Here is a 12824-nt window from a genome sequence, read left to right on the forward strand (position 1 = left end):
TTTAGAAATGAACTTTATAGAAGAACTTACTTGGAGAGGATTACTAAAGAATGTGTCCGAAGGATTAGAAGATGAACTGCAAAAAGGTACTATAAAAGGTTATATAGGTTATGATCCTACAGCCCCATCTCTAACCATTGGCAATTTAGTTACAATCATGTTACTCAAACATTTGCAACTACACGGTCATCAACCTATTGTGTTAATGGGAGGAGCTACTGGAAAAATTGGAGATCCATCAGGCAAAGATGCCGAACGTCAATTGCTTAGTTATGACATAATCGATCAAAATATAGAACGCTTTAAGCAGCAATTCAGCAAATTATTAGATTTTGAAGGAGAGAATGCTGCCATCATTCTTAATAATGCTGATTTCTATAAAGGAATGGATGTCTTTACCTTTTTGAGAGACATTGGTAAAAATATCACCGTCAATTATATGATGGCTAAAGATTCGGTTAAAAATCGTATCGAAAATAGAGACCAAGGGCTTTCTTTTACAGAATTTTCTTACCAATTGATCCAAGGATATGACTTTCAATACCTTTACGAAAAAGAAGGGTGTACCTTAGAAATGGGCGGTTCTGACCAATGGGGAAATATCACAACAGGGACTCACTTTGTGGGCAAAGCTGGTGGCAAAGCTTTTGGCTTAACTTGTCCTTTATTGACCAAATCAGATGGCACCAAATTTGGAAAATCTGAAGGGGGAAATGTTTGGTTGGCTGCTGACAAGACTAGTCCTTACCAGTTTTACCAGTTCTGGCTCAACAAGATCAATGATGATGATATTCCTAAGATGCTTAAAATTTTCTCTCTAAAATCAAGAGCAGAAATAGAAGCGTTATTGGAAGAACATCTAGAAACAAACCCAAGGTTTTTGTTACAATTATTGGCAGAAGAATTGACTACTCGCATTCACTCTAAAGAAGCTTGTGATGGTGCCAAAAAGGCAACGGAAATTGTTTTTAATAAAAAATTAAAACCAAGCTTTTTGCAAAGCTTATCGCCTGCTGATTTTGATATGCTAAAGGGGGAGTTACCTACTTTTTACATCGACTTGTTTTTGCTAAACCAGGGCATTCAAGTAGACAACTTATTGGTCAACAGCCATGAAAGCTTAGATTCTAAAGGTAAAATTCGTACGGCGATCAAAGGAAATGCGCTTTCTATTAATGCTGAAAAAGCAACAGGTCACAATCAAATCATTGGTGCAGATAGTTTGATTCATAATACGGCGTTGTTTGTCCAAAATGGAAAAAAACATAAATTTTTGGGCATCCCTTATGCAACTACCAATGAAGATGAGCTTGTTTTAAAAGCTTATTATGAGCGTTACCAAGAAGATGTTCAGGAAGAAGATAACACAACTCCCGAAGTTGTTGTTCAACAAACACTAACAGAGCGAATTCCTGCTTTGCTAGAGAAAGGTTATCTAAAACAAAATCAACAAACCATTAGTCTAAGTGCTAAAGGTTTATTGTTCTGTACTTCTAAATTTGATGCGTAGATTTTTTGATTTGAAAATTTGAAAATTGAGCGATTTTTTGATTGTTTCATTTTCAAATTTTCAAATCTATATTATTTTTTCTTAGAAGGATTTGCCTGTTTAGCTGTTCTAAGATTTTTCCGAGCAACCCGAATTGCTTTTAACGTTCTTTTTCGCCACAATTTTTTGTTCTCTTGGGCTTCTTTTAATTTTTCTTGCGCCATTTCCACCTCCAACAACGGGCTATTGCCTTTTCTTTCTTTTGTCTTGTCTTTTGTGGTATCTAATGATTGAGTCGTCTCATGATCCTTTTCTTTCAACAATGATTGTTGAAACCGAGTTCTTTTCTTGGTATCCTCTGGAGGAAAAACTTCAAAAAGGTCGTTGCTCAAAATTTTAGATTCATAGGCATAGCGTTCTGTGCAAATTTGGGCATCTCTTTTTTGATATAAGGTCATTGCATAACGAGTTCCGATACACACCGATTTTTGTTCTAAATAAGCAGGACCTACTCTAATTTTATCTCCTCTACTATACAGCAAAAATTCCAAGGTAGTATCCCTTAGTGCTGTCAATAAATCATGTCCTTCTGCTGGAATAAAATGAAACAAGACTTGATACTCATCATAGCCCCACATACTCTCATCAGCGGTTTTTATTTTATGAATGGCTACAATTTCTGCCAAGCCAGGCACCACCTCATAATAACACCCCCTAAAAATTTTTGTTTCATTGACCACTTTAGGGAGGCTGGCTGTTTTCATTGCTTCTATTTTAGCCTTTAACAATGCTGCTGCCTTTTTTTCTTGTTCCTCTTTTAGCACTTGTTGTTGATAGACCTTTTCTTCCATTTTTGCCAAAACTCTTATTGCAGCTTCATATTCCTCTAATAATATTCTATGCCTTTTTAGAAAAGCTATTGCTGTTTTTGTCAATTGAGCCTTTACCAAGGTCTTATTTTTAAGTCCATGCTTTAGTTCTGCATCCATCAATGCCCGCTGTTCTGCCCCCGTTAGGGTAACAGCCTCCAAGTTCACCAACATTGAATCTATGGGGTCAAAGCTAATGATCTCCCCCAGCAAATCAACAATATCTTCATAAGCTTCAAATAATCGATGTTCTAAGGCTTTAGATTGATAAAAATAGCGTTTGACTCCTAGCCCACCACTTCTAGTCTGAAATAAATCCATTGCATATCGAGTCCCAACCTTGAGTCTCATTTTTTTAATATAAGCTGGTCCTACACAAACTGCCGAAGATCGATAACTCAATTTAAATTCGAGTTCTTTGTCTTCTAAAATTTGTAGCAAATGCTGTCCTTCCATGGGAACAAAACGAAACAAAACCTGATACTCATCATAACCTAATGGGCTCTCCTTAGCTGTTTTTATCCGTTTAATAGAAGTTATTTCTGCCAAGCCAGAAAGCAGCTCATAATTCACCTGATTAACCTGTCGAATATTATTTTTTATAGGGTGAATCACCTTCTGAGCATCGCTATTTACTCCCATCAATAGCCCCCCTATCAAAACGATAATTTTAAAAAATGACTGCATCATAGTAAGATCTTATTAAAATGCTTTGGTTTAACCAAAGAACAAAAAAAGTGGCTATCTCAACAAACTGCGAGAAAGCCACTTTTTCAAAACAAATAACGGTTATATTTTTTTATTTTAATTTGATTTTAGAAGAATCATTTGGTAAATCAGGAGAATAAAGCATCATCTCATTACAAATACCAGATTGTAGCGGCTGTGCAAAACCTTGGTATTTAGAAGCTTTGAACACCTTGTATTTTCTGATGTACCCTGCACCAGGGTTAGCATTTTGCCCCATTGGATCAAGTGTAAAAGTAAACTGAGCCTCCCATTCCTTTTTTTCTTTTTTGGATAAGTCTCCAAAATTATCTGGTCGGAAAGTAACTAAAACCTCATATTCTGTATATTTTAGGTGGCTCAAATTCGCTTCTTTAACTTTGCTTACTTTTACGACCTCTATTGTTCCAGAAATACGCTCTCCAAAAACACAATCTTTGCGCTTAGTCTCATCAACAATACGCTGAGACATTTCACGTTCAATTTCCTTAATTTTTTCAAGAGCAGCCATTTTTTTATTTCGCTCCTCTTCTTCTTTTTTAGCATCTTGTGCTGCCGCTAATCTTGCAGCTTCTGCCTTTTCCTCAATTTCACGTTGAATTTCAGCTTCAATTTCTTTTTCAATTTTTGCTCTAATTTCTTCTTCTTTGCGTTTTTTCTCCAAAGCTTCTTGCTCTTTACGTTTTTCTTCTAACTTAGCCTCTTTCTCTGCTTCTTTAGCTTTGCGTTTAGCCTCTCTAATAGCATCTGTTGCAGCATTGGTGCTTTTAGTAGTTGATTTAGTCGCTTTTTTGTTGGAAGAGATTGAAGATACAGTACCAGCATTTTCAGCCTCGGCCAATTGAGCCGCATATTCTTCTCGCTTCTTAGCTTCAATTTCAGCTCTAATAGCCGCCTCATCAATTCCAGCAGAAGCTCCCCCATAAGAAGTAGGCGTTCCACCATCTTCAATTTCCTTTCTCAAATTTTTCTCTACTAAGGCACGCATTTCAGCTTCTGTAAGATTAGCGATTTCTTCTTCCGACAAGCCTCCATAATCAAATCGATCTGTAGTTGTTTCTACCTCTGCTTTTGGTGTCTCAACAGTAGGATCTACTGTTTCGGTAACCGTCACATCTTCTTCATTAGCTTTTCGTCTTTCGTGCGCTCGCTCCTTTTCTTCTAATTGGCGAACATAAGCTTCTTTGGTATAATCAATAATATTTTCATAAGCCTCAAACAAATCATTATCCAAAGCCTTAGATTCGTAGGTAAATCGCTCCAAACAAGCATCTCTATTTTTTGTTTGTAGCAAGTTCATTGCGTATTTAGTTCCCACCTTTAGTCCCTTCTTCTTAATGTATTCGGGGCCAACAGGAACACGCACTGCACGAGAACGCAAAACAAACTCGATATCTGTATCACGCAACATTTCTAACAAATCACCACCTTCCATAGGAGTAAAAGTAAACAGAACTTCATGTTCATCATATTTGAGAGCACTTTCAGAAGCGGGACGCAACATTTCTATAGAAGTCACCTCTGCCAATCCTGGCAAGACCTCATACTCACAATCTCTAACTATTTTAGTACGTACGTTTCCTGAAGTTCCTTCACTTGGTCCCTTTTGTGCCATCATATCTACTGGCATAGAACATAATGCGCCAATTGCAGTTGCCAAAATTCCAGAATATAGTTTTCTCATAATTATATAATTTGATATTTTCAAATGTTATGCTATTTGAATTGGTAGTTCCTATAAATAATAGTATTACAAATAGATCACGAACTATAAGCGATAACGCTCACGGAGTAAGCCACACTGAAGGTAATTATAAAAGCGGTAAAAATAAGCATTTTTAATTTTTTGAATCTTCCCAAATAAGCCTCTTGGTTAGTCGCTATTTTTTGAGTTGATAAAAATAAGAAAACGTTATTTTACGATATGAAACCCTTATTGTATGAACTTGTGTTTCGTAATAATGTTTATTAATTATCTTTAAATTCTTTGTCTTATTAGATGCAAATCTAATGCAAAGTGGTGCAAATAATAGGCACTTTATTTTATAATTAACGTATTTTTATTTATTTGGATGCCAAAATAAGGATTTTTTCAAGGTTTTGGGTACTAATAGTTCTTTGATTTTTTTCATTTTTTGCTAAAAAATAAAAAACGTCCTATATATCCCATTAATTGCCACCATTTCATAAATAGAATTTCATTGATGATAAAAGAGGTTTCCTCTCTTAACACTTAACTAAGATAAATTATTAATAGCTCATTAGAAAACATGCATAAAAACCAAAAAATTGCTGTCAGCGAATTTTTTTACAGCTTACAAGGTGAAGGTCGTACTATGGGAATACCTGCCATATTTTTGCGCTTAACAGGCTGCAATCTAATGTGTGGAGGCAAAGGAGTTGAAAAAGATGGTACCATGCGAGATGGTGCTACGTGGATTTGTGACACCATTGAAGTCTGGATGCATGGAACGACCCTTTCTTTCCCCGAATTGGTCAACCAACTCAATGAACATACTAATTTTATTGACCGATTAAAAGAGGGCGTCCATTTAGTGATTACAGGAGGTGAGCCTCTATTACAACAGGATCGTATTGTTGCCTTTTTAGAATACTTAGAGCAGGCTTATGCTTTGAGACCTATTATTGAGATAGAAACCAACGCAACAATTCTTCCCTCTGCTGCTCTCGATGATCGTGTTCATTACTGGAATACATCTCCAAAATTAAGCAATTCTGGAATGTTTCCTCAACAAAGATTAGTCCCTGAAGTACTCACTTGGTTTTCTAAAAACCCAAACACAATGTTCAAATTTGTCGTTACCCAACAACAAGATTTTGATGAATTGCAACAAACGCTAATCGCTCCCAAGCTTATTGATCCAAAAAAAATTGTCTTAATGCCAGGAGCCGATAGTATCGAACAACTTTTAGAACGCAATCAGTTGGTTGCAGAACTGTGTATCAAACATCAACTCAGAATGTCAACAAGGCTTCACGTGGAAATTTGGAACCAACTCACAGGCGTTTAACAAGGTTGTTTTTTGACAACCCGAACAGAGCGCTTGCTGGCTCACGAGTGATAACTAGCTAAACTAACAGCGCAGCTAAACAGAGTGAGTAACAAGGCTCACGCAGTAAACTATATAGAATTTTACAATAGGGCTTATTTTGTCTTTTGACCACGAGATCTGATTTTTTACTGTCAAAGTGTACCGCAATCGCTAAAAAAAAGGACTGGCACATTAGTTGAATTCTAAAAACAAACTATTTATACCAAACAAGCTTAAAGACTATAAATCAAGAAAATAAAGCAGCATTTACACCTTCCATTATTTATAAAGAAGGAATCCATGTGCTTCTACACATGACAAATTGGCTATTATGCTGCCAAAAACAAACTTACGTGAAATTAACAACCAAAATAAATTTAGAAAATAATATCTCATTACAAATGCTAAGTGGAAGTAACGACGAAGTAGATTTTTTGCCTCTTTTTTCAATTAATGAGCAGGGGTTTGATGAAAATGAACAAGAGGATTACCCTGAAATTCTCCCTGTTTTAGCCCTCAAAAACACCGTACTTTTTCCTGGTGTCATTATCCCCATCACTATTGGGCGACCCAAATCGATCGCTGCTGTTAATGAAGCTTACAATTCAGATAAAAATATTGCGGTTGTCACACAAAGGGATATACAGATTGCTGACCCTATGCAACAAGATTTATTTGAGGTGGGGGTAGTTGCCAAAATTTTGAAAGTACTCAAAATGCCCGACGGTACTACCACTGCTATTCTACAAGGACGACAAAAACTGACCTTAAATGAATTGTTGCAATCTGAACCTTATCTAAAGGGAGCCCTTTCTTTTGCTGCTATTGAACCACCCAATTTAACCCCTCAATTTGTAGCTGTTGTTTCTGCAATGCGTGATCTTGCCGAAAAAATCATCAAATTATCACCCAATATTCCCAATGATGCTTCTTTGATGTTACAAAATATCAAAAGTCAGCATTTCTTGGTCAATTTTGTAGGGTCTAACCTCAATGTTGATATCCAGACCAAACAAAATCTGTTAGAAATCGAACAGATCGAGAACAAAGCAGACGAAATTCTTAAGCATATGAACCATGAGCTTCAAGTGTTGGAGCTAAAGCAGAAAATTGAGGTGGATGTTCATGGCGATATGGAAAAGCAACAACGAGATTATATTCTCAATCAACAACTCAAAAAAATTCAGGAAGAACTGGGGGAATCGCCCAATCAAAATGATATTTCTGAGCTAGAAGAAAAAGCAAAAACAAAACAATGGTCTAAGGCTGCTCAAGAAAAATTCATGAAAGAAATGCGTAAACTTAAACGCATGAATCCTGCCGCTCCTGAGCATTCTATATTGATCAATTATTTGGAGTGTTTGGTGGATTTGCCTTGGGACGAAGTAACAGAGGATTTGTTTGATTTAGCCTCCGCTGAAAATATTTTAGATAGCGATCATTTTGGACTAGACAAAGTCAAAGATAGAATATTAGAGCATTTAGCTGTTCTGAAATTACGCCAAGATATGAAATCTCCTATCCTTTGTTTGGTAGGCCCTCCTGGTGTTGGAAAAACATCTTTGGGGCGTTCTATTGCCAAGGCTATCGGAAGAAAATACATTCGTATGTCTTTGGGTGGTGTACACGATGAATCTGAATTGCGTGGCCATCGCAAAACATATATTGGTGCTATGCCTGGGCGTATTATCCAATCGCTCAAAAAAGTTGAATCGAGCAACCCTGTCTTTATTTTAGATGAAATCGACAAATTGGGGACGAGTTATAAAGGAGATCCTTCTTCTGCTTTGTTAGAAATTTTAGATCCCGAACAAAATACTTCTTTTTATGACAATTATCTGGAATTAGAGTACGACCTATCCAAAGTCTTGTTTATTGCTACCGCCAACTCTTTACAAAGTATTCAACCTGCATTGTTAGATAGAATGGAAATTATTGAGGTGAACGGTTATTCCATTGAAGAAAAATTAGAAATTTCTAAAAGACATTTGGTTTCTAAACAACTCAAAGAGCATGGTCTTAGTTCAGCAGAAATTGAATTGCCAGACGATGCCTTACTTAAAGTTATTTCTGATTATACTCGTGAATCGGGGGTTCGTTCTTTGGAGCGTGAAATTGCAAAAGTAATGCGCCATGTTGCCAAAAAAGTAGTCATGAAGTCGAATGGAACGCCTACCTTAACTCCTGAAGATATTAGTACTATTTTGGGACCTAAAAAGGTAAATTTAGACGATATTTTTGAAGAAGAGCAAGAACCTGGAGTGGCGATTGGTTTGGCTTGGACCAGTGTTGGGGGAGATATTTTATTTATAGAATCTAGCCTAAGCAAAGGAAAAGGCAAATTAACCTTAACGGGGAATTTGGGGGATGTAATGAAAGAATCTGCCACTACTGCCTTAAGTTATTTAAGAGCTCATGGCGAAGAATTGGGCATTCTGCCTGAGTCTTTTGACGAAACCAATGTACATATTCATGTACCCGCTGGGGGAATCCCCAAAGATGGTCCTTCGGCTGGAATAACCATGTTGAGTGCCTTGGCATCTGCTTTTACCAAACGTCCATTGCGTCAAAAATTAGCCATGACAGGTGAAATTACCTTGCGTGGAAAAGTGCTTCCTGTTGGAGGAATAAAAGAAAAGGTTTTGGCCGCCAAACGTGCTGGTGTCAAAGATATTATTATGTGTGCAGACAATGAAAAGGACGTCAAAGAAATCAATCCTGATTATATTCAAGGGGTGACTTTTCATTTTGTAAAAAGAATGAAGGAAGTGCTTGATTTCGCACTAACATAATTTAATCCAATATCTATATCTGTTAATTTGAAGGTGATCTGATAAAGATCATTTTCAAATTAACAACCTAAAAAACTCCTTGCCTATCCCCCAAAACTCAATTCTTCAATAACCAATCTTACCTTATAGAAGTCTTCCTTATAGATCATAAAATAATAAGGTTGTGCACCTCTACCCCCTTCTTATTTCGAATCCAATTTTATTCCTAATCCCCCTATAAAACTTTATTCACTATGGCTGTATTACTAGTATATGGAGGTCCCCTCTTACTAATCACAATTTGGGTACTTGCACTTCGAAAATACGCTCAACAAAACAACTTAAAAAAAGGATTTCAAGAACTTTGGCGCTGCCTAAAAACCAACCTATTAATTGTAATCGGTACAGCTCTTATTGTCTGGGCTCAAAACATGAGCATGAAGGGCTCTGGAGGTTCTCCTGAGGGCAGTTGGGCGGCAGGACTGGGACTTATAATCACCATGTTAATTGGAGCAGGGCTTATTGTTTTGGTTTTTATTATATGGGGTTGTAGGGCTTATGTAGATGCTGCATCTATTGACCCTAAAAGTGGCACACTCAGCGAAAATGACGACATATTGGATGATTCCTTCTAAAAAAAAGACCTAAGCAAATTAGATTGCTTAGGCTTCATTAAAGTACAAATTGGTTATATCATTATTCCGTTAATTTTACTAATCTTCTACCAAGCCCCCTATCCTATCTGCAGAATTTGCAGCATTGGCTGTTGATTCATCATTGGCAGCAACAAAATCTAGGCGTTCAACAAGATTAATTTCATTCTTTTCAAGCATTTTTTGAACTAAAGATTTTCTCCAGCGACCGTTAAACGTTACTAAAACTAACTCGTCTTCTTCAGCGACTAAGAACAGGACATTTTTGATTAATTCTTCTTTAGGAGTCTTTTTTTCTCGCACCATAACATTCACCCTTGTTCCCCCTTCTTTGACTGTCAATAAGTTGACAAAATGATGCTTTTGGGCATCCTTAATCAGTGCGTTTACTTCCTTGGGTGAAGCATAGTTCTTCTCTTCCATTACAAGCACTTTCATATTGTGCAAGCCTCTCAGCAAAGGACGATACTCGTTAATTTCTTTTCTATCTTCAGAAAGATTAATACCTAATTTTACCAACCAACCAGGGAGCGCAATTGATAAGGTATTGGGGCTATGTTTATATTTGGCATAAAACGTATTCAGTTTAGCACTTTGTGCCATAGTTGATAGGCTTAGACCAAGTAATAATACGATAATAGTCGGTTTCATTGTTGTCAATTTTAGTGGTTTAAATCCAATGATTTTCAAAAAAGTTTGATGGTTAATGCGCCTCTGCCTCCTCTACTTTATCTAAATGTTCTAGCCCTTGTATGTCCATGTGTTTGGCTAATTTAGAAATCTTATTCAAGTTAATATTTCCAACAATACTCAATAAAACAAACTCATCCCCCCCCACTAATAGCAAAAGTTCTTTTACGCTATTCTTTTCTTTTTTGATTAAAAACCGAACATTAGTCCCTTCGTCTTTGACCTTCATCAACACCTTATACTCTTTTTGGTTAATGAGTTGAATCGCCTCTTCATAATATTTTTGAGGACTCTTATCCGTTGTCAAAACTTGCAAGCCCTTCAGACCATTCAGAATTTCCATAACCTCCTTGTCTTCTGGATTTTCCATATCAATATCGGCAAAAAGACTAAACATATATTCGCTTACATATACTGAGGTAAAAGCATCGCTATCTTCGTATTTTTTAAAATACTTATCAATGGCATTGTTTTGAGCCCATGCTCCCTGTATTATCAGAGTGGCTAATACAATTGTTGTTATTATATTTTTCATAATTTTATTATTTAGTACTCTGTGCAGCGCTAACAAGCTAGATTTTATACAGCTCTGCACAGAGTAACGATTATTCTAAGTTATGATCTATCAGAGAAAGAAATCAATACAAAATCATCCTCTCCTCCTGCCAACATCAAGACTTCTTCCACCCCTTTAGTACTTTCCTTGACCATAATACTCATGCCAGAATTTTTGCCTTCTTTTACCCTCATTAATGGTTTATAATTTCCTTTTTTAATCAATGCCATGGCCTTTTCATAATGTTTTTGAGTTTGTTTTTCAGTAGTTAGTAAGGTCATTTGGCTCAAATTTTTGATCAATTCAGAAAACTTGCTGTCCAAATCGCCCAATTCTTTGCGAATATCATTCAACATCTCTTTTGAGATTAAGTTGCTGAGTGAAACATTGATAGAAGTAAAGTCATCGTTTTGCTGATACTCCTTCATGTGTTTTTCAATAAAGTTACTTTGCGCTTGAATTGATCCTACCAAGCAAAATACTGCTATAAAAATTCCAAAAATAGTTTTCATCTTCTGTTGTTTTATTGTTTAATTGAAGTTAGTGAATGAAGTTGTTTTAAAACAGTAAAGCTTTACGGTATTGAACAAGGTGATCAAATCTTGTTTTATTAATTAAATTTTGTATTCGATAGATTATTTTTGGTTCTTTGATAACTCTATCACGACCACAGAGTAGCAGCGCAGCTAAGTAAATTGTGTGGAATCGTAAACTATCTTGCCTGCTTATTACTACTTTTGTTATAAGTTATAGGTCGTAAGTCTTGTATTTACAGGAACTAAGCATACGACTTACAGCCTATAACTTATCAAAGAACCTTATTTTTTTGCCTTTTTGACTCCTTCCTTTGTCTTTTCAAGCCCCTTATTCAGACCTTTAGAAATTAGCATCAAAGCTGCTTTTGCTTCCTTGTATGCAATTTGAGGGTCACGATAAGTATCTTTAGCCAGATCGCTTTCGTCTTTTGCAAGGCTCGGATTTGTTATTTTACTATTGTGATAAGTCAACCAACTTATGGCTACAACTAAGACAATACTAGCCGCAATCGCCAACCAATTTCCCCATAAGGAATGAACTCGATTTGTTGAAGTTGGAGGAATAAAAGGCTGTGTAGAGGTACGCTTTTTTTCTTTTTCTAAATAAGCAAACAAAGGTTGAAAAGGTACTAAATCGTTGGCTACAGAATCGCCATTAAAATAAGCTTTCAATAATTGCTCTTCTTCCAAGGAAGTTTCTCCTTCCCAATATTTGTTTAGCAGAATTTTTATTTGATTATAATCCATAAGATTCAATATTTAATAGCTGCTTTCTAATACTTTTTCTAGCTCTAAATAGATTTACCTTAACTTGATTAAGTGGTATCTCTAATATTTGAGCGATTTCTTGGTATTCCATTCCTTCAATATCTCTTAGTTGCATGACCATTCGTTGTTTATGGGACAAGTTTTGCATCAATTGATGGATATGAGAAATGGTATCTTTGTGTGCGGTCTGTTGATAAGGATTTAAAGCCTCTTGAATTGGCTCAGGTGCCTTGTCTAATCCAATATTTTGATAATTCTTAGCCCGTGTTTTATCAATGGATAAATTTTTGGTCAAACGCATACAATAAGATTCTAAATTTTCATATTGATCCCGCTCTTCCCTTTTATTCCACATTTTGATTACCACATCTTGAACCACATCTTCTGCCAATTCGTCGTTGCCAACAATTCGAGCCGAAAATCGAAAGAGTTTGTCTTTTAGACCTACCAGTTGATATGTAAATTCTTTTAGTGTCATTTCACAACCAAGACGAACCAAGTCAATAAAAGTTACAGCTACAATAAAAATAATTCATTTTTTTTTCTTTCCTTGAAAATATTCTCCTTGAAGTTATAAAAAATAGATTCGTTATTGTCCTTCTTTACATTACTTTGCCAAAAATCATATTCTACTGACTATCAAAACAATACCTTTCCCATAAAAAAAATACAACCACTCAAAATTAGTGTTTTAGTTATTTGCTTTTGGTGTT

Annotated in this window: 11 protein-coding genes; 4 read left to right on the forward strand and 7 right to left on the reverse strand. The window is 36.0% G+C overall.

Annotated features, from left to right (window positions below; translation table 11 throughout):
• The first annotated feature begins 7 nt into the window (after window positions 1-7).
• Entirely contained in the window at window positions 8-1510 is a 1503-nt protein-coding gene (gene tyrS, locus AsAng_RS12570; protein ID WP_264793142.1) for a tyrosine--tRNA ligase, read from the forward strand.
• 71 nt (window positions 1511-1581) lie between these two features.
• Here the strand turns inward: tyrS and AsAng_RS12575 are convergent, their stop codons facing one another.
• Window positions 1582-3048 (reverse strand): hypothetical protein, encoded by a 1467-nt coding sequence (locus AsAng_RS12575; protein WP_264793143.1) that lies wholly within the window; start codon window positions 3046-3048, stop codon window positions 1582-1584.
• Window positions 3049-3157: 109 nt separating this feature from the next.
• Window positions 3158-4768 (reverse strand): hypothetical protein, encoded by a 1611-nt coding sequence (locus AsAng_RS12580; protein ID WP_264793144.1) that lies wholly within the window; start codon window positions 4766-4768, stop codon window positions 3158-3160.
• Between the two features lie 586 nt (window positions 4769-5354).
• On the opposite strand from AsAng_RS12580, the gene AsAng_RS12585 reads away from it, so the two are divergent.
• The 3 genes from AsAng_RS12585 (at window position 5355) to AsAng_RS12595 (ending at window position 9543) form a co-directional block, all read left to right on the forward strand.
• Window positions 5355-6116 carry a 7-carboxy-7-deazaguanine synthase QueE gene (locus AsAng_RS12585; protein WP_264793145.1) on the forward strand — a complete coding sequence of 254 codons (762 nt, stop codon included), beginning with the start codon at window positions 5355-5357 and terminating at the stop codon, window positions 6114-6116.
• 374 nt (window positions 6117-6490) lie between these two features.
• Window positions 6491-8929, forward strand: coding sequence for an endopeptidase La (gene lon, locus AsAng_RS12590; protein WP_264793146.1), 2439 nt, complete (start codon window positions 6491-6493; stop codon window positions 8927-8929).
• Window positions 8930-9162: 233 nt separating this feature from the next.
• Entirely contained in the window at window positions 9163-9543 is a 381-nt protein-coding gene (locus AsAng_RS12595; protein WP_264793147.1) for a hypothetical protein, read from the forward strand.
• Between the two features lie 78 nt (window positions 9544-9621).
• Here AsAng_RS12595 and AsAng_RS12600 read toward each other — a convergent pair whose 3' ends face one another.
• From AsAng_RS12600 to AsAng_RS12620, 5 genes are all read right to left on the reverse strand, one after another.
• The gene (locus tag AsAng_RS12600; RefSeq protein ID WP_264793148.1) at window positions 9622-10212 is read right to left on the reverse strand and encodes a DUF4252 domain-containing protein; all 591 of its coding nucleotides are present in this window, start codon (window positions 10210-10212) and stop codon (window positions 9622-9624) included.
• 52 nt (window positions 10213-10264) lie between these two features.
• Window positions 10265-10786 carry a DUF4252 domain-containing protein gene (locus AsAng_RS12605; RefSeq protein WP_264793149.1) on the reverse strand — a complete coding sequence of 174 codons (522 nt, stop codon included), beginning with the start codon at window positions 10784-10786 and terminating at the stop codon, window positions 10265-10267.
• 80 nt (window positions 10787-10866) lie between these two features.
• A complete protein-coding gene (locus tag AsAng_RS12610) occupies window positions 10867-11319 on the reverse strand; it encodes a DUF4252 domain-containing protein (RefSeq protein WP_264793150.1) in 453 nt (150 codons plus the stop codon).
• 306 nt (window positions 11320-11625) lie between these two features.
• Window positions 11626-12090 (reverse strand): hypothetical protein, encoded by a 465-nt coding sequence (locus tag AsAng_RS12615; RefSeq protein ID WP_264793151.1) that lies wholly within the window; start codon window positions 12088-12090, stop codon window positions 11626-11628.
• The gene (locus tag AsAng_RS12620) at window positions 12080-12589 is read right to left on the reverse strand and encodes an RNA polymerase sigma factor (protein ID WP_264793152.1); all 510 of its coding nucleotides are present in this window, start codon (window positions 12587-12589) and stop codon (window positions 12080-12082) included. The genes AsAng_RS12615 and AsAng_RS12620 overlap by 11 nt, the downstream gene beginning before the upstream one ends.
• Between the last annotated feature and the right edge of the window lie 235 nt (window positions 12590-12824).

Source organism: Aureispira anguillae (assembly GCF_026000115.1).
In the GTDB taxonomy this organism is placed as follows: domain Bacteria; phylum Bacteroidota; class Bacteroidia; order Chitinophagales; family Saprospiraceae; genus Aureispira; species Aureispira anguillae.